The sequence below is a fragment of the Flavobacterium sp. KS-LB2 genome, from assembly GCF_036895565.1.
Taxonomy (GTDB): Bacteria; Bacteroidota; Bacteroidia; order Flavobacteriales; family Flavobacteriaceae; genus Flavobacterium.
In genome coordinates, this window is record NZ_CP145904.1 from 1,475,153 (window position 1) to 1,492,477 (window position 17,325).

Consider the following 17,325-nt stretch of genomic DNA (forward strand, 5'->3'; position numbering starts at 1 on the left):
AATAAAGGATGCCGCCGCAATCCCTTACGCGAGCCGCCCGAAAATGGATAGAAATTTTGGTAATCGCTAGATTTTATTTTCTTGGAATAACGCTTCCAATTGCTCGAGACAAGCTGTAATACCTTGTTCAAAGCCCATTTCTATCATGGTTTCAATCTCTTTTTCATTAGAATAAAACATTTTGAATTCAACCAAAGTACCGGATTCTGTAGTCGTAAAAACAATAGTTCCTGTAGCAACCGGCAACGAAGTGTTTACAGTTCCCTCTTCGTCACAAAAACTATCTTTAATTTCAAAACTTAAATGGGGTGTTATGGCTGTATAGTCCATTCGTCCCCAATGCTTTTCATTTTCGGGCCCCACCATTGCGTACAACCAATAACCGCCAACAGAAAAGTGCATCGATTTGGTTTCGGCTTTCCAAGGTTTTGGTGCCCACCATTGTTCCAATAATTCACTTTCAGTATACGCACGCCAGACTTTTTCAAGTGGCGCAGAAAATGTTCTGGAAACCAGAATTGTTTTTTCTTCTAAATCTTTTACAACAAGTGTTTTGCTATTAGTTGCCATTTTATTTCGATTTAAGATTGATTATTACTAATTCTAAACCCTTTTTTCCAAAACGATAAATTCCAAAGGCACTTCCGTAATTGGAATATGAACATCGCTTGCCGGAAACGGTTCTCTTGCTCCCGTATCTTTATAACCATTACGTTTGTACCAAGCAATCAGTTCATCCCGAACGGAAATTACAGTCATTACAATTTTTGGTAATCCTAATGCTTGCGCGTGAATATCTGCCTGCTGCAATAATTTTTTCCCCACGCCACTGTTTTGCAATTCTGGCGAAACCGTCAGCATTCCTAAATATAATTGTTGCTCTTTTTCAATCAACAATACGCAACCTATAATTTGGTCATTCTCTGTAAATTTCAGAATCGTATTTTTTGGGTTTTGAATCGTTTCTGTCAGTTCTTGTTCAGTGGTTCTGAGTCCTTCTAAAATGTTGGCTTCAGTGGTCCATCCTTTTTTAGAAGATTCGCCGCGATAGGCTGAATTGATTAATGTATTTAAAAAGGAAACGTCTTCTATTGTTGCTTTTGTAATCATGTATAACTTCTATTCTGGGGTTATTGTTTTGTGTTTTTCAAAGGTAGAAAAAAGGGAGTAATCACTTCGTTTTTTTTGTCAAATAAATTATATAGTATTGGTAATCAGTATATTTAATTTTTATTAAGGAATTATTTTTATCTTTGATGAAAGAAACGATGCAACAATTTAATACATTCAATTATGAAAAATTTAAATATTTTTTTGGTAATAATGATGGCTTGTGTACTCAACATAGCGCCTGTATTAGGGCAATCAACCGCTAAAAAGAATAAAATTATTGCTGACAGCAAAACAGCCAAAGCGGAGTTCATTAAAAGTGACCCGTTGATGAAAGCACTTTTTGATAAAGCCTACGGTTATGTTATTTTTCCCAATGTTGGAAAGGGAGGAATCGGTGTTGGAGGAGCAGCCGGTAACGGCGTGGTCTATGAGCAAAACAAGCGAATAGGAATGGCAAAATTAACGCAATTGAGCATAGGATTTCAGGCTGGCGGACAAGCGTATCGAGAAGTGATATTTTTTGAATCCAAAAATGAAATGGACCGGTTTAAAGAAAGCCGATTCGAGTTTTCCGCACAAGCCTCAGCGGTTGCGGTAACCGAAGGCGCTTCCGCAAATGTAAAATATACCAATGGCGTGATGGTTTTCACCATGCAGAAAGGCGGACTCATGTACGAGGCGTCAATTGGAGGACAGCAATTCAAGTTTAATAACTTGTGATAAAAACAAAACGGCTGAGAAATTTTCTCAGCCGTTTTGTTTTTAATAGGTATATTGAAATGCTATACTGATTTCTTTTTAGTTTCGAATAAAATGTATTTTTTGAATACATATTTCCAAGGCATGAAGAGTATTGGTATTATAATTCCGGTGAACATATACGCCATTCCTTCTGCTGGTGAACCTTCAAGAGTGCCGGCAGACCACAGCGGATAAGCGACAACAATAAGCCAAAGTCCTTTGTAGAAAATCATAAAAAGCATAATGGGTAACATGCGCAACGTATGGAATACGCCCAAAAGCGCCAGTGTGGAGTACGCCGCCCAACAGCACCAAGCAACTGCCCTTGTTGGATCCCAAGCACCTTCATGGGTAAGAATAACGGTCCAAGAATCTGTGGCAACAAAAACAAACATTAACGCGAAGAACAACCGCATCACATAAATATTGATTCTGCGAACGCCTTCGTAGTTTTCGTAGTCCGGTAGGAAAATATTTTTGATTCGGAACTTGGTTTGTTTCTGCTCTTGTGACACTTGCTCTGTTGTGTTCATCGGTTTTCTCTTTGGTTTAGATTGAGCCAAGATATAAAAAAAGCTACATCCTTTTAAGGTCAGTAGCTTATTTTTGTTTTAGTTGTAATTTTTTATCATTGTGGTACGGAAGAGATTTTTGATCTATCGACCGAGAGAAATTTTGTATATCAGATATAGTTTAACGAGCGCGACCATTTTTCTTGATGAACACTTTGCGAAGTAAGGGCAAAAGTTAATTTGGAATTTGAATTAGTTTGTACTATATTTCCGCATTAATATATTTAAATGAAAATTTTAAAATTAATTCAAATTGATGGTTTTATAGATGGAGGTAGTTCAAAACCTTTATTAATAACAGCTGTTGATGAGCTAGGAAAAGTTAATCATTACGTAATGAAACTTTTTAAAAAAAAATATGTTGAGCAAAATTTTAGTGTTGCTAAGGAAATATTAATTTCGGAGTTAGCTAATGAATTCAATTTAGCAGTTCCCAATTATGCTGTTATTGATATTGACCACAGTTTGTTAATTGATTTTTTTGAAAAAGAAGAATTAGATAATTTAGATGATGGATATAAGTTTTGTAGTGAGTTTAACGGTCAATATGTGATTTTTAATCCGTTGGTTTCACTTCAGTTTATTAAATCATATGATATTGCAAATTTGTTTGCTTTTGATAATGTTATAATTAATAGCGATAGGGGAGGTTTTAGAAACAAACCAAATTTGTTAGTTAATGATGATGAGATTTTATTAATAGATCACGAGCAAACTTTACCTTTTATTAATAATTCTTATAGCGATCCGAATTATTTTACATATTTACAAAATTATCCCTATCAACGTCATATTGTAATAACTCATTTAAAATCATTGAGAGTTAAGAATGGAATTTTTGACGAATTTGCAGAAATGTTAAAGCATTTGAATATAAATAGATTTATTAGTATTTTTAATGAATTAGATTCTTTGAATATTAATTTTGGAGATAGAGATGATTTTTTACTATTTTTGGAATGGATTAAAAATAAAAGAATGCCAATATGTAACCACTTAATTGGTATAATAAAATGAAAAAAGATTTTTATAAATATTGTGTCTTAAAATACAAGCATTCTCCATTTCTTGATGAGAGTATAAATATTGGTTTGCTTATTTTTTTTAGTAATGTTGGTAAATTTTCATTTTCATATTCAAAAAACTTAAGTCGTATAAAGGTTATATATAATAATGTTCCCGAAAGGACAATTAAAGAATATCTTAAGCAAATTGATAAAAGACTTGAAAGATTATCACTAAATAATGATGTTTTTCATAAATTAGAAATTGATGATTTATCTTCATTTATTTCCAAATATATTCTTCCTCTTGATGGAAGTGTACTTCAGTTTTCTAATTTTAAAACTGATTATCAACAAGATTTTAAAAATGATTTCATAGAAGAAATTCTGTTAAATAAATATCTTATAGAAGATATAAAACATCAGTTTAATCAGCCTAAAGAACCAGAATTATTACATCAATTTTATGATAATTTACGAGGTTTAGATTTTAATCTCATAAATAGAGATAAGAAAAGATTTTTTGTTGATTATACTGTTACTAATGAAAACGGAAACGAATTTAAATTTGATTATGCTTGGCAAAATGGTAGTTTAAATTTAGTCAAACCAATTAGTTTTGATCTTAAGGAGTCTAAAAGCATTGCTGAGAAAGCTTATAAAAATTTAGGGCAGTTTATTGATTTAGAGAATGAAGCAAAAAATAATAATTTGCAATATGATTTGATAATTGGGAGACCTAAATTTAAAAGTTTGTTTAAAGACTATGATCATGCAATTTCATTACTAGATAAAATTAAATATGCAAGAATTATTGAGGAAAATGAAATTGATAATTATTCACTAAAAGCAATAAAAGCTATTACCGAATAAATTATTGATATTTGTTAATATTGTTGTAGCTAATTTGTATATCTATCCATAAATCAATATTTTTTTAATTCTTTAGAAACCAAATGAATTTTTCAGAGAGAATCAATTTAATAATGAAAAAAATCTGACTAATTCCCATAAAAAAAACCGACTAAAAATCACTTCTCAGTCGGTTTGTATTTTAAAAAATGTATTTAATTTTTACGCCAAAAACGCTTTCAATTCCTCGTACTTTTTAATTTTTGTGCTCACTTTTTCCTTTCCTAAAACACTTTCAATTTGTTTAGGAATCGGTAATTTTACGTTTAATGTTGGTTCAACCGTATCCAAAAACTTTATTGGGTGGGCAGTTTCTAAGAAAATACCAAGTGCATTTGGATGGTTTTGTAATTCTTTTTTCAATCCGAGATAACCAACAGCTCCGTGAGGTTCCGCAATGTAACCATCGGTGTTGTAAATGGTTTTCATGGCTTCAATAGTTTCGGCATCTGAGAACGTAAACGAAGAGAAATCTTTTTTGAATTGCTCTAAATCATTGTGGTACATTTCCTGAATTCGGATGAAATTACTTGGATTCCCCACATCCATCGCATTTGAGATCGTCGCTATCGAAGGTTTAGGATCGTAAACTCCGTTTTCTAAAAATCGCGGAACCGTATCATTCACATTCGTAGAAGCTACAAAATGTTCGATAGGCAATCCCATTTTTTTGGCAATGATACCCGCGCAAATATTTCCAAAATTCCCACTTGGGCAAGAGAAAACTAATGGTTTGTTTTGTTTTTTTAATGCTTTATACGCAAAGAAGAAATAAAACATTTGTGGCAACCAGCGCGCAATATTAATCGAATTTGCCGAGGTCAGATTTTTATGTTTTAAACTTTCGTCAAGAAAAGCTTTTTTGACCATATCCTGACAATCATCAAAAACACCGTCTACTTCAAGCGCTTTAATATTTTGTCCTAAAGTGGTCAATTGTCGTTCCTGAATATCGCTCACTTTTCCGGATGGATACAGAATAATAACTTCAACGCCTTTTACACCAAGGAAACCACTCGCTACAGCACCACCAGTATCACCGGAAGTCGCTACAAGAACCGTATTTTTACTGTCTTGGTTGTCTTTGTTGAAATAACCCAAACAACGCGACATAAAACGCGCGCCTACGTCCTTGAAAGCCATAGTTGGACCATGAAACAATTCAAGGGAATAAATGCCTTTTTCAACTTCGACAACAGGGAAATCAAAACACAAGGTTTCGGCAATGATTTGTTTTAAGGTTGCTTCCGGGATTTCGTCACCCACAAATTGTTGAATCGCTTGAAAAGCAATCTCTTCGTTGCTTAAATTTTCGATAGTGTCAAAAAAAGCAGGTGCTAATGGGATGATACTTTCCGGAAAATACAATCCTTTATCAGTGGCTAATCCTTGTATTACGGCTTCTTTGAAAGAAACCTTGGGTGCGTTATGGTTTAAACTGTAATATTTCATTGTGTTTAGTAATTGTAGAATCCCTACCCCAACCCTTCCCAAAGGGAAGGGAGACGAAACTGGATTCAGTATGTGTTGTTGTAATTTTAAAATCAATAATCTTATTCCTTTTATTCCTCCTTCGGGGGTTAGGGGGCTATTATTTTCATTCCTTCGTCATTCACTTTTGAAACGTGAATTTCGTACGGTAAATTCATTTCGTCGTACACGATGCTCATGGCTTTTGCGATTTTATCTGCGGTTTCCTTTCCTTTGCTCAAAGCAAAAATTGAAGGACCCGAACCCGAGATTCCGGAACCTAAAGCTCCGTTTTCGTACGCTGTTTTTTTGATTAAATCAAATCCTGGAATCAAGACACTTCGCAACGGTTCCACGATTTCATCATGCAATGAACGTCCGATTAAGTCATAATCTTTGGTATACAATCCAGCGACTAATCCGCCCACATTTCCCCATTGCGTAATAGCACTTTTTAAGGAAACCGTTTGTTTCAATACCGAACGCGCATCCGAAGTTTTCAACTCAATTTGAGGATGAACGACAGTAGCGTACAATTCCGACGGGCTTTCAATTTTGATAATGTCCAACGGATTTGAACTTCTCACCAACGTAAAGCCGCCTAAAAGGGCAGGAGCAACGTTATCAGCATGGGCATTTCCACTGGCTAATTTTTCGCCTTGCATCGCAAATAAAACCAATTCTTTTCTTGTAAATGGACGTCCCAATAATTCATTGATGCCAAAAACAGCACCAGCTGAACTTGCGGCACTACTGCCAATTCCGCTTCCGGCTTTGATGTGTTTGTAGATTTCGATTTCGAAACCAAATTCGGTTTCAATAGCTTCTAGCATTGCCAAAGCAGCAACTCCAGCTACATTTTTTTCGGTTTCCAAAGGCAAATCGGCGCCCACAATTTTAGTGATGCGAATCCCTTTTACATCTGATTTCCGAATAATCATTTCGTCTCCCGCAGTTTCTAAACAAAGCCCCAAGACATCAAATCCACAGGAAAGATTGGCGATTGTAGCGGGGCAAAATATTTTTATTTCGTTCATAATACTAGTATTAAAGTCTAAAGTCATAAAGTGGTAAAGTCTTAGGAATGAATATAAAATCAAGTGGTTAACTTTTAGACTTTATGACATTCGACTTTACGACTTATTTATACGTTTCCAATTCTAATCACATCAGCAAATATTCCTGAAGCAGTAACGGCAGCTCCGGCACCGGCGCCTTTTATCAATAAAGGTTGGTCTACATAACGGTCAGTGAAAAACAATACGATATTGTCTTTTCCTTCCAGATTGTAAAAAGGATGGTCTTTCGGGATAAAACGCAATCCAACATTTGCTTTCCCGTTTTCAAATTGCGCTACGTATTTCAAACGAGAATCTTTGCTCAACGCTTCTTTATAAATAGTTTCAAAATGAGCTGCGTGTTCTATTAAAGATTTGAAAAAAGCTTCGTTATTTGTAGTGTCCAAACATTCTGCAGGCATAAAAGATTCATTGACAATCTCGTCAATTTCCATTTTATAACCGCTTTCTCGTATCAAAATTAATATCTTTCTGGCAACGTCAATTCCGCTCAAATCAATCTTCGGGTCCGGCTCTGTAAATCCTTGTACACCAGCTTCTTTAACGACGTCATGAAAAGTATTGTTTTCATTGAAGTTATTAAAAATAAAGTTCAAACTTCCTGATAATACGGCTTGAATTTTATTGACTTTGTCTCCTGAAGCAATCAGATTTTTTACGGTATCAATGATTGGTAATCCAGCTCCAACATTAGTTTCAAATAGAAACGGAGCATTGAACTGTCGGGATAATTTTTTTAGTTTTTTATAATTATCGTACTCTGATGCACAGGCGATTTTGTTACAAGTCACTACGGCAATATTGCGTTTTAAATACTGCTCATACGTTTTAGACACGCTTTCGTTTGCAGTGATATCAACAAAAATACTATTGCGTAAATTGAGATCTTTTACATTATAAAGAAACTTTTCTTTATTGGCTTTTTCACCATTTTCTAAAGCAGATTGCCAATTTTTCAAGGAGATTCCGTCCTCGTCAAAATGCATTTTTCTGGAATTAGATAAAGCAATAACGCGTACATTTATTTTTAGATTGTCTTTTAGGAATTTATTTTGTTGGTAAATTTGCTCGATGAATTTCTCTCCCACATTTCCAACACCCATTACAAATAGATTTAACTGTTTGGTATTTTCTTCGAAAAAGTTTTCATGCAGCGAATTCAATGCTTTTTTTACATCTCTTTCGTTGATTACTGCCGAAATATTTCTTTCGGAAGCACCCTGCGCAATCGCTCTGATGTTTACGTTGTTTTTACCCAAAGTGCTAAACATTCGACCGCTTAAACCTTGATGATTTTTCATGTTTTCACCAACCAAAGCAATGATGCACAGGTTTTTTTCAACGATACAAGGATCGATTTTGTTTTGTAAAATTTCGACTTCAAAAGCGCGGTTAATTGCATCTTCTGCCACATCAGCATCTGAGTTTAGAATTCCGATACAAATAGAATGTTCCGATGAAGCTTGCGTAATGAAAATCACATTGATATTTTCATGTGACAATACCTCAAAAAGTCTTTTGGAAGAACCGGTAACACCAATCATTCCTGGTCCTTCAAGTGTAATCAAAGTGATATTATCGATATGGCTAATTCCTTTTACGGGATTAGTATGATCCATTTCCTGATTTGAAATATACGTTCCCTCGGCTTCCGGTTCAAAAGTGTTTTTGATAAGAATTGGAATATTCTTTCTTAACACGGGCTGAATAGTTGGCGGATATAAGACTTTGGCACCAAAATGAGATAATTCCATCGCTTCCTGATAGGAAATGAAGGCAATAGGTTGTGCTTGTTTTACAATTTTTGGATTGGCAGTGTACATTCCGTTAACGTCAGTCCAAATTTCTAAATCAGTTGCATTCAATGCTCCGGCGAGAATAGCAGCAGTATAATCAGAACCGCCACGACCTAAAGTAGTATTGATTCCGTCCATTGATGCGGCAATAAATCCAGGCATTACAACCACTTGATTTTCATTCGAATCAAAAAATTCAGCAATTAATTGATTTGAAACTTCAAAGTTTACTGTGGCTTTTCCAAAATGATTGTCGGTTTTGATTAGCTCACGACTGTCTTTATAACTGCTGTTTTTTAGATTTTGTTTCAATGCTTCGGCAATAATATAAGAAGACAATAATTCCCCAAAACTTAAAATAGTATCCGAAGTTCTAGGAGATAATTCCCCCAAAAGATAGCATCCGTCTAATAACGTTTCCAGATGATTGATGATTCTTTTTATATGGCTTAACAAGCCGCTTTGTTCGCTTACAGGAATAAGTTCTTTTAAAGCGTCTAAATGTTTTTTCTCTAAATCGGCAAGGATTTCTTTAAAGCTTTCGTCACCGGCAGCTGCTTTTTGAGAAGCAAGTTGAAGCAAATCAGTAATTTTGCTAAAAGCAGAAACCACAACAATTAATTGCTCTTCTTTTGCTTTATTGATAATGATATCTAAAACCAGTTTTATATTTTGTGCATTGGCAACCGAAGTTCCACCAAATTTTAATACTTTCATTTTTGTTTATTTTATGTAAAAAATGCAAATGTTTCTTATATACCCAAGAACTTTCTTTCTTTAGAAAAAAAATATAATAATAGGATTATATGTAAAATGTATACCCCTAAGGGGTAGTAGTTGTTGTAGTAAATGTAACAGAAGAAGCAACCCAAAGTTGAGTTGTAATCGAAGAATGATATGTTGTTCTGTTGTTTGTCATTTGATTTTTCAAAAGTACAGTTTTTTATAAAAATGGAAGCCTCTAATTTCGTTTTTGCGAATATTTTAATATTTCAATTCCATTCAGGAGAATATTGAATATTGTGTATTTTTCAAGGTTCATGTTGGAGCTATTCGTATTTTTATTTAAAAAACGAAACGATTTGTAACTCGATTTATAACTTTATAAAAATAATTAATGCTTGTAACGAAGCCGTTTTAAGTAGCTTTTATTTATTATTCCTGAGATTTAGTGATGCTATACGTATTAATTTGAGTGTTTTATAGCTGTAATTTCAAGTTAGGTGATTTGTAACTTTTTATGGATAAAACTTAATGTTATTTTGTTTTTAGGCTTGTATTTTAAATTATCATCAATAAAGGTTGTTTATTAATATAGATTTATTGAATTTTACCCTTTAATTAGAAAATAAAAATGGACAATACACATTATATAAGTACGCAATTACTGAGTTTTGATACATTAGAAGAGATTATTTCTCACGGGAAATTAGTAGCATTGTCTGAAGAAGCGAAAGTTAATATTCAAAAATGTAGGGATTATTTAGACAAAAAAATGGCTTCTCATTCAGAACCTATTTATGGTATAAATACAGGATTTGGTTCGCTTTGTAATGTAAAAATATCAAACGATAATTTATCACAACTACAAGAGAATTTAGTGAAATCACATTCTTGTGGAACGGGTGAAGAAGTGCCAACTGCAATTGTAAAATTGATGCTGTTGCTCAAAATTCAATCGTTGAGTTATGGACATTCTGGAATTCAATTACAAACGGTGGAACGATTAATTGAATTTTATAACAATGATATTTTACCGATAATTTATACACAAGGTTCCCTAGGAGCTTCTGGTGATTTAGCTCCATTGGCACATTTATCATTACCTTTATTAGGAGAAGGTGATGTTTATTTTGAAGGTAAGAAAGTACATTCTAGTGAAGTTCTGAAGCGTTTTGACTGGAAACCAATTGTATTGCAGTCTAAAGAAGGATTAGCTTTGTTGAATGGAACCCAATTCATGAGTGCTTATGGAGCATATATTTTGATGAAAGTTAGTAAGTTCTCTTATTTTGCGGATTTAATAGGAACTATTTCATTAGAAGCTTTTGATGGAAGAATAGAACCTTTTCATGAATTGATTCATTTTATTAGGCCTCACAAAGGACAAATTGTAACTGCAAATAGAATAAAAGGATTTTTAGAAGGAAGTGAAATTATTGAACAAGTAAAAACACATGTTCAAGATCCCTATTCTTTTAGATGTATGCCGCAAGTTCACGGCGCTTCAAAAGATGCGTTTGATTATGTTAAGAAAGTTTTCAAAACAGAAATCAATTCGGTGACGGATAATCCTAATATTTTCATTGAAAGCGATCAAATTATATCTGGAGGTAATTTTCATGGACAACCATTGGCTTTAGCCTTGGATTTTATGGCAATTGCTTTGGCAGAATTAGGAAGTATTTCAGAGCGAAGAACGTATCAATTAATTTCTGGTTTGCGTAATCTTCCTGCATTTTTAGTCGATAATCCAGGATTAAATTCGGGTTTGATGATTCCACAATATACGGCTGCAAGTATTGCTAGTCAAAATAAACAATTGGCGACTCCTGCCAGTATTGACAGTATTGTTTCTAGTAACGGGCAAGAAGATCATGTAAGTATGGGAGCAAATGCAGCTACAAAAGCCTTACGTGTTTTAGATAATCTGGAACGAATTTTAGCGATTGAGCTCATGAATGCTTCGCAAGCCATTGAATACAGACGACCATTGGTTTCTAGTGATTTTATAGAGCTATTTTTAAGTGCCTATCGAGAGGAAGTTCCATTAATAAAAGAAGATCGAATTTTACATTATGATATTGAGAATACCGTTTCTTTTTTAAACACTTTTCAAATAGAAAACGATTTGTTAATATTAACTTAACATTGGCTTTGAATAATGCAGTAATTTTGCCGAACTAAATTTTAATGAAATGAATATAAATAATTTTTTCCAGTTTTTGGTTCCTAAAGACAAAAAGTTCTTCCCTCTTTTTGAGGAAGCTTCTAGTAATTTAATTGAAATTGCTACAAACTTGCATGAGGCTGTAAATCTTCCTTTGAAGGAACGTGAGGTTCTTTTTCAAAAAATTGATGCTTTAGAGCAAAAAGGAGAAGACATTACGCGTCAGACAAATTTAGAATTAAGTAGAAATTTCATTACTCCATTTGATAGGGAGGATATTCACTCATTGATTACCTCAATTGATAATGTTGCGGATAACCTTCATGGTGCAGCAAGTAGAATGCGTTTGTATCAAGTAGATAAAATTACAAAATCAATCAGAAAATTGACTGAAATCAATCTTGAAGCGTGTCAGAATATTGATGTAGCGGTTAGAGAATTAAGAGATTTGAAAAAAATCAAGAATATAACTGATGCTTGTGTAAGAATTAATAAGTTAGAAAATAAATCTGATAACGTGTATGACAAAGCGGTTCTTGATTTGTTCGAAAACGAAACGGATGCAAAAAACATTATCAAATACAAAGAAGTATTGTCAGTTTTAGAAACTGCTGCTGATAAATGTAAAAGTGTAGCAAGTGTTTTAGAATCAATTTCTGTAAAACATTCTTAATTTAATCGGTTTTATTCTGAAATTATAATTATGGAATTTACTCTACTTATAGTTATTATAGTCCTAGCTCTAATCTTTGATTATATTAATGGTTTTCATGATGCTGCCAATGCTATAGCAACTGTTGTAGCTACAAAAGTATTATCGCCTTTCCAAGCAGTAGTTTGGGCGGCATTCTTTAACTTTTTGGCGTATTGGGTTTTTGGTTTTGGTGTAGCAGATACTGTTGCGAAAACGGCCAATACTATGGATATCAACTTAATTGTTATCCTAGCAGGTGTAATAGCAGCCATCATTTGGAATTTATTTACTTGGTGGCAAGGAATTCCTTCTAGTTCTTCACATACCTTAATTGGTGGTTTTGCAGGAGCAGCAATTGCTCATGCCGGTTTTGGAGTTGTTTCTTGGTACAAAGCAGGAAAAGATGGTGGGATGCCTTCAGGGGTTTTAATCATTATTGCTTTTATTATATTGGCACCATTATTAGGGGCTTTGATTTCTTATTTGATGTCAATTTGGCTTCTTAATGCCTCTAAAAAGAGTATTTATCCAAAGATTTTCACAGCTTCTTTAATGATCTTGACCGTTTGGTTCGTAGAAAGCCAAATGATTTATTATGATCAAATTGAAAAGCCTCGTTTCGATTCTCCTTTTTGGAGTGTAGCATTTGAAGCACATAATATAAAATGGTTCTTGGTTGCCTTTATTATTTTGTCAATAAGCACATTTTGTTTAATATTCAGTAGTTTAAATTTGAATCAAGCTACGGCATGGTTGAAAAAAATGCAATTACTATCATCAGCAGCCTTTAGTTTAGGACATGGTGGAAATGATTCACAAAAAGTAATGGGTATTATTGCTGCCGCTGTTGCAGTTTATATAAACACTAGTGGTGTAGCACAGGAATCATTACCAGCTTGGTTAGATGTGGTTTTGCCTAATGATGAAGGAGCATTCAAAATGCCAGCTTGGATTCCTTTAGCTTGTTATTCTGCTATTGCAGCCGGAACGTTAAGTGGAGGATGGAAAATTGTGAAAACAATGGGTTCGAAAATTACAAAAGTGACTTCTTTTGAAGGTGTTGCCGCAGAAACTGCAGGAGCATTGACATTATATTTTACAGAGCATTTTAAAGTGCCTGTAAGCACAACGCATACTATTACTGGATCTATCATTGGAGTTGGACTTACTAAAAGAGTTTCTGCAGTGCGATGGGGAATGACTGTTAGCTTATTATGGGCTTGGGTTTTAACCATTCCAATTTCAGCAATATTAGCAGCAATCATTTACTATCTCTTTAGTATTTTTATTTAATGCTAAAATAACAATCATAAAAAAAAAAACCATTCTTAGACGAATGGTTTTTTTTTGCTCTAAAATTAATTTTTTTAAAACAGTAGGTCTTGTATTTCCTTCGTTTTATCAAATACGCTTTTCGCGAAAGGACATAATGGTAAAATTTTAAGATTATTTTCCCGTGCATATTGTACGGCTTCCATCACCATTTTTTTGCCTACACTTTGTCCTGCAAAATTAGGATTTACTTCGGTGTGGTCAATAATAAATTTATCGGTTCCTGCCCAAGTATAGGTCATTTTTCCAGCTTCAACCTCGTTAGTTGTGGCTTTGAAATAACCGTTTTTGGTATCGTTTACATGTTCAATTGTCATTAGTTTCTAATTTAATTCAGTTGTTATTTCGATTGGGTTTGTTAAAATTTTGTGTATTGGACATTTGTCGGCAATGTTTATTAATCGTTTTTTTTGATCATTCTCTAAGTTGCCAAATAATTGAATGTTGCGCATTATTTTGAATTTATTTTCTACTGAATCAGTTTCAAAAATGACTTCAACTTTTACATCGGTTAAATCCCAGCCTTTTCGGTTGGCATACATCCGTAAAGTGATACAGGTACAAGCCGCTAGTGAAGAAGCCAGTAATTCTTTTGGCGCAAAGCCTAGATCTTTTCCTCCGTTACTTTCAGGTTCGTCAGAAATAATAAAATTAGTTTCTGATTGTATTTCTGTTTTATAAAGTTCAGCGCCGATACTGGCTATTATTTTACCCATATTATTGTCTTTTATTTTGTTCTGGAAGTGGAACAAATTCAGTTTCATTCGGAACTGTATCAAAGGTTTGTGCCAACCATTTTTCTTTTGCTTTTTCAATCAATTCTTTAGTTGAAGCAACAAAATTCCAATAGATAATTCTTTCTTCTGGAAAAGGATCTCCACCAAAAATGTAAATAGTCGTGTTTGCGGCCATTTCAAACGTACAGAGTTTACTGTCTTTGGCAATTAAAATTTGCTTTGGACCAAAAACATTTTCTTCACTTTCGATACTGCCTTCTAAAATATACAAAGCGCTTTCGCCAAATAAATGCTCACCAATTGTTACCGTTTGTGCCGTGGTGCTTTTTAATTCTAAGAGGTAAAGCGGACTGTAAACTGGGACAGGAGATTTTCTGCCAAGTACTTCGCCAGCTATTAGTTTAAAAGCAATATTATCCGTTTTCCATTCAGGAATTTGATTCTCAGGAACATGAAAAAAAGAAGGTTCTATTTCTTCTAATTCTTTTGGTAAAGCAACCCAAATTTGAAGTCCGTGTAGCATCTTGCTGGAACTTCGCAAATACTCCGGAGTTCGTTCAGAGTGGACGATTCCTTTTCCTGCAGTCATCCAATTGATTTGTCCGGGTTTAATTTCCATTTCCGTTCCCAAACTATCTCGGTGCATAATGCTTCCTTCGAACAGATATGTCAACGTGGAAAGCCCAATGTGTGGGTGCGGCGGAACATCTAAGTTTTCGTATTCGCTCATGCTAGAAGGTCCCATGTGATCGATGAATGCAAATGGCCCAACCATTCTTTTTTCTCGAAAGGGAAGCAATCGCCCAACCATAAAGTTGCCAATATTACTCGGACGTTCTTCTATAATTAGTTTTATATTTGACATATTAAGTGTTTTTTTTAAAGCTAAAAATAACAAAAATTGACTTTGTGTTTACTATTTCTTTTTAGTTTATTCCGCTTAAACTTTTGTGGATGTGTTTGCGCTTGTGATAGGTTTGTTTTAAATTTTGATTGCCCGAAATGATGCTGATATTTCCATCAATTTCTAACATTGCGAGTTTTACATCTTTAAAATATTCGATTCCATGTTCGCGCATGGCTTCTTTCAATTCATCTGATGTAATATTTAATTTGCTTAAAGTTTTAAAATCAAGATTACCATCGTGTATCAAGATTTCTGGTTTTTCTTGCATGAAATCACTGAATCGTGGGTATTTATACATCAATTTCTTTAAAATAAAATTAATGCTAAAAAGGACCGAAGCCGCGGCTAAACCTCCCCATAAACTGGTATCGTTTCCTACCATTGCATTTTGAACGGAGTTGCTGATGAGCAGAATTAATATTACATCAGCAGTGTTCAATTGAGACAATTCTTTCTTCCCAAAAAGTCGTAAAGCGATAACCATAAAAAAATAAACGGCACTACTGCGAAGAATTATAGCAAGGTACTCGTTCATTTTTTTAGGTTTACTATTTTGTTTTTAACTTTAAGAATGACCAAAACTTAAATAAAGTTTTTACAAATTCAAGGTTAGCATAATACTATTTCAAATCTGTTTTTTGTTTGAAATTTTTTTCTATTGCTTTGATCATTTCACCAGCAATATCTTTATTGGTAGCACCTTCAATTCCTTCTAGTCCTGGGGATGAATTTACTTCTAATAATAAAGGCCCTTTTGAGGAGCGTATGATATCAACACCAGCCACTTTCAAGTCCATTGCTTTTGTAGCTTTTATAGCAATACGTTTTTCTTCTGCGGTTACTTTTATAACTGAAGCGGTTCCTCCAAGATGAATGTTGGCTCTGAATTCCCCAGGCATCGCTTCACGCTGAATGGCAGCAACCACTTTTCCATCAATTACAAAACAACGGATGTCTTTTCCATTAGCTTCTTTGATAAACTCTTGAACTAATATGTTGGCATTTAAGCTTTTGAAAGCATTTATAACACTTTCTGCAGCTTTTTTTGTCTCAGCCAATACAACACCTTTTCCTTGTGTTCCTTCAAGTAATTTTACAATTAAAGGTGAACCTCCTACCATTTTTATTAAATCGTCGGTATCTAATGGTGAGTTTGCAAAACCTGTGGTTGGAATTTCCACCCCATGATTTAACAATAATTGTAAAGAGTATAATTTATCGCGAGATTGTGTAATGGCATTTGAAGAATTCAAACAAAAAACTTTTAAGGCTTCAAATTGTCTGGTTAAAGCGCAGCCATAAAAAGTAATACTAGGTCTGATTCTTGGAATTATTGCATCAAATTGATTTAATATTTTACCACCACGATAATGAATTTCTGGTGTTTTTGCATCCAGTTTCATGTAACATTCCTTGATGTTAAGGAAGTGCATTTCGTGACCACGCATTTCCCCGGCTTCCATGATACGCTTGTTGCTGTACAATTCAGGATTGCTGGCTAAAAGCCCGATTCGTAAACCAGAGCTTGCTTTTTCTGAATTTTTATATAATTCTTTTAAGCTATCAGAAGTTGGTTGTCCCAAAAGATATTTTTGTTCGGGATCAACTAGAACTCTACCACTCATGGCTTCACGGCCCAAAAGCATTCGGAAACCCATTGAATCTCGGTTAGTCAACGTCATTTCTATTGGCCACTGTGAACTTCCAATTTGTAGATTTGTTTGAATCACATAGCGTTGTTCTCTAAAACCACTGGAACTTTTTACAATTCGTTTGTCGATTAACCGTGCTTCACAATGAATTACCGTTTTTAGATTATTTTGTATTGGGTTGATGTCAAATTTTACCCAGTTGCTCTCATTTTTTATAAACGGAGCAATGTTTATAGCGTGTAGAGCTGATGTTTTTGCACCCGAATCTACTCGGGCTTTAATAGTAGGAATTCCTAATTCTGGAAAAGAACACCATTCTTCACTACCTAAAATAACTTTGTTATCTGACATAAATTAATTTTGTTTAACCTTTTTTATAAAGACCAAATGTAAATATTTGTTTTCAAAAAAAGTATGTTTACTGTA

17 protein-coding genes are annotated in these 17,325 nt (G+C 34.0%); 6 read left to right on the top strand and 11 right to left on the bottom strand.

Going from position 1 to position 17,325, the window contains the following annotated elements; all coding sequences use genetic code 11:
- Positions 1–66: 66 nt before the first annotated feature.
- Positions 67–570, bottom strand: a complete 504-nt coding sequence (locus V5J73_RS06280) for an SRPBCC family protein (RefSeq protein WP_302137102.1) — start codon at positions 568–570, stop codon at positions 67–69.
- 33 nt (positions 571–603) lie between these two features.
- Positions 604–1,110 (bottom strand): GNAT family N-acetyltransferase, encoded by a 507-nt coding sequence (locus tag V5J73_RS06285; protein ID WP_338648347.1) that lies wholly within the window; start codon positions 1,108–1,110, stop codon positions 604–606.
- Between the two features lie 216 nt (positions 1,111–1,326).
- Here V5J73_RS06285 and V5J73_RS06290 point away from each other — a divergent pair, with 216 nt between their 5' ends.
- Positions 1,327–1,833, top strand: a complete 507-nt coding sequence (locus V5J73_RS06290; RefSeq protein WP_338648349.1) for a lipid-binding SYLF domain-containing protein — start codon at positions 1,327–1,329, stop codon at positions 1,831–1,833.
- 62 nt (positions 1,834–1,895) lie between these two features.
- On the opposite strand, the gene V5J73_RS06295 is transcribed toward V5J73_RS06290, so the two are convergent.
- Entirely contained in the window at positions 1,896–2,387 is a 492-nt protein-coding gene (locus V5J73_RS06295; protein ID WP_338648351.1) for a hypothetical protein, read from the bottom strand.
- 267 nt (positions 2,388–2,654) lie between these two features.
- Between V5J73_RS06295 and V5J73_RS06300 the strand changes: the two genes are divergently transcribed.
- Complete coding sequence (locus V5J73_RS06300) at positions 2,655–3,443, top strand: HipA family kinase (protein WP_338648352.1); 789 nt, start codon at positions 2,655–2,657, stop codon at positions 3,441–3,443.
- On the top strand, positions 3,440–4,303 hold the full coding sequence (locus V5J73_RS06305; protein ID WP_338648353.1) for a DUF3037 domain-containing protein: 864 nt from the start codon (positions 3,440–3,442) through the stop codon (positions 4,301–4,303). The genes V5J73_RS06300 and V5J73_RS06305 overlap by 4 nt, the downstream gene beginning before the upstream one ends.
- A 201-nt stretch (positions 4,304–4,504) precedes the next feature.
- Here the strand turns inward: V5J73_RS06305 and thrC are convergent, their stop codons facing one another.
- The 3 genes from thrC to thrA form a co-directional block, all read right to left on the bottom strand.
- Complete coding sequence (thrC, locus tag V5J73_RS06310) at positions 4,505–5,794, bottom strand: threonine synthase (RefSeq protein WP_338648355.1); 1,290 nt, start codon at positions 5,792–5,794, stop codon at positions 4,505–4,507.
- A gap of 128 nt (positions 5,795–5,922) precedes the next feature.
- Complete coding sequence (locus tag V5J73_RS06315) at positions 5,923–6,849, bottom strand: homoserine kinase (protein WP_338648357.1); 927 nt, start codon at positions 6,847–6,849, stop codon at positions 5,923–5,925.
- Positions 6,850–6,956: 107 nt separating this feature from the next.
- Complete coding sequence (thrA, locus tag V5J73_RS06320) at positions 6,957–9,404, bottom strand: bifunctional aspartate kinase/homoserine dehydrogenase I (protein WP_338648359.1); 2,448 nt, start codon at positions 9,402–9,404, stop codon at positions 6,957–6,959.
- A 637-nt stretch (positions 9,405–10,041) separates the two neighbouring features.
- Here thrA and hutH point away from each other — a divergent pair.
- Genes hutH through V5J73_RS06335 form a run of 3 tightly spaced genes read left to right on the top strand, consistent with a single transcriptional unit; the run spans position 10,042 to position 13,564 of the window.
- The gene (hutH, locus tag V5J73_RS06325; RefSeq protein ID WP_338648360.1) at positions 10,042–11,556 is read left to right on the top strand and encodes a histidine ammonia-lyase; all 1,515 of its coding nucleotides are present in this window, start codon (positions 10,042–10,044) and stop codon (positions 11,554–11,556) included.
- 49 nt (positions 11,557–11,605) lie between these two features.
- On the top strand, positions 11,606–12,250 hold the full coding sequence (locus tag V5J73_RS06330) for a DUF47 domain-containing protein (RefSeq protein WP_282712816.1): 645 nt from the start codon (positions 11,606–11,608) through the stop codon (positions 12,248–12,250).
- Between the two features lie 30 nt (positions 12,251–12,280).
- Positions 12,281–13,564 (top strand): inorganic phosphate transporter, encoded by a 1,284-nt coding sequence (locus V5J73_RS06335; protein ID WP_338648362.1) that lies wholly within the window; start codon positions 12,281–12,283, stop codon positions 13,562–13,564.
- A 74-nt stretch (positions 13,565–13,638) separates the two neighbouring features.
- On the opposite strand, the gene V5J73_RS06340 is transcribed toward V5J73_RS06335, so the two are convergent.
- The 5 genes from V5J73_RS06340 to rimK form a co-directional block, all read right to left on the bottom strand.
- Positions 13,639–13,920, bottom strand: coding sequence for a GNAT family N-acetyltransferase (locus tag V5J73_RS06340; RefSeq protein WP_338648363.1), 282 nt, complete (start codon positions 13,918–13,920; stop codon positions 13,639–13,641).
- Positions 13,921–13,926: 6 nt separating this feature from the next.
- On the bottom strand, positions 13,927–14,319 hold the full coding sequence (locus V5J73_RS06345; RefSeq protein ID WP_338648364.1) for an OsmC family protein: 393 nt from the start codon (positions 14,317–14,319) through the stop codon (positions 13,927–13,929).
- Between the two features lies 1 nt (position 14,320).
- A complete protein-coding gene (locus V5J73_RS06350) occupies positions 14,321–15,205 on the bottom strand; it encodes a pirin family protein (RefSeq protein WP_338648365.1) in 885 nt (294 codons plus the stop codon).
- Between the two features lie 61 nt (positions 15,206–15,266).
- The gene (locus tag V5J73_RS06355; RefSeq protein ID WP_338648366.1) at positions 15,267–15,782 is read right to left on the bottom strand and encodes a DUF421 domain-containing protein; all 516 of its coding nucleotides are present in this window, start codon (positions 15,780–15,782) and stop codon (positions 15,267–15,269) included.
- A gap of 85 nt (positions 15,783–15,867) precedes the next feature.
- Positions 15,868–17,250, bottom strand: coding sequence for a 30S ribosomal protein S6--L-glutamate ligase (gene rimK, locus V5J73_RS06360; RefSeq protein WP_338648367.1), 1,383 nt, complete (start codon positions 17,248–17,250; stop codon positions 15,868–15,870).
- Positions 17,251–17,325 lie beyond the last annotated feature (75 nt).

Bases quoted from the DNA above. Each gene is read 5' to 3' on its own strand.
- V5J73_RS06345 (WP_338648364.1), bottom strand. From the start codon at position 14,319: ATGGGTAAAATAATAGCCAGTATCGGCGCTGAACTTTATAAAACAGAA.
- rimK (WP_338648367.1), bottom strand. From the start codon at position 17,250: ATGTCAGATAACAAAGTTATTTTAGGTAGTGAAGAATGGTGTTCTTTT.
- V5J73_RS06315 (WP_338648357.1), bottom strand. From the start codon at position 6,849: ATGAACGAAATAAAAATATTTTGCCCCGCTACAATCGCCAATCTTTCC.
- V5J73_RS06350 (WP_338648365.1), bottom strand. From the start codon at position 15,205: ATGTCAAATATAAAACTAATTATAGAAGAACGTCCGAGTAATATTGGC.
- thrA (WP_338648359.1), bottom strand. From the start codon at position 9,404: ATGAAAGTATTAAAATTTGGTGGAACTTCGGTTGCCAATGCACAAAAT.
- V5J73_RS06340 (WP_338648363.1), bottom strand. From the start codon at position 13,920: ATGACAATTGAACATGTAAACGATACCAAAAACGGTTATTTCAAAGCC.
- V5J73_RS06330 (WP_282712816.1), top strand. From the start codon at position 11,606: ATGAATATAAATAATTTTTTCCAGTTTTTGGTTCCTAAAGACAAAAAG.
- V5J73_RS06290 (WP_338648349.1), top strand. From the start codon at position 1,327: ATGGCTTGTGTACTCAACATAGCGCCTGTATTAGGGCAATCAACCGCT.
- V5J73_RS06300 (WP_338648352.1), top strand. From the start codon at position 2,655: ATGAAAATTTTAAAATTAATTCAAATTGATGGTTTTATAGATGGAGGT.
- V5J73_RS06355 (WP_338648366.1), bottom strand. From the start codon at position 15,782: ATGAACGAGTACCTTGCTATAATTCTTCGCAGTAGTGCCGTTTATTTT.
- thrC (WP_338648355.1), bottom strand. From the start codon at position 5,794: ATGAAATATTACAGTTTAAACCATAACGCACCCAAGGTTTCTTTCAAA.
- hutH (WP_338648360.1), top strand. From the start codon at position 10,042: ATGGACAATACACATTATATAAGTACGCAATTACTGAGTTTTGATACA.
- V5J73_RS06305 (WP_338648353.1), top strand. From the start codon at position 3,440: ATGAAAAAAGATTTTTATAAATATTGTGTCTTAAAATACAAGCATTCT.
- V5J73_RS06280 (WP_302137102.1), bottom strand. From the start codon at position 570: ATGGCAACTAATAGCAAAACACTTGTTGTAAAAGATTTAGAAGAAAAA.
- V5J73_RS06285 (WP_338648347.1), bottom strand. From the start codon at position 1,110: ATGATTACAAAAGCAACAATAGAAGACGTTTCCTTTTTAAATACATTA.
- V5J73_RS06295 (WP_338648351.1), bottom strand. From the start codon at position 2,387: ATGAACACAACAGAGCAAGTGTCACAAGAGCAGAAACAAACCAAGTTC.
- V5J73_RS06335 (WP_338648362.1), top strand. From the start codon at position 12,281: ATGGAATTTACTCTACTTATAGTTATTATAGTCCTAGCTCTAATCTTT.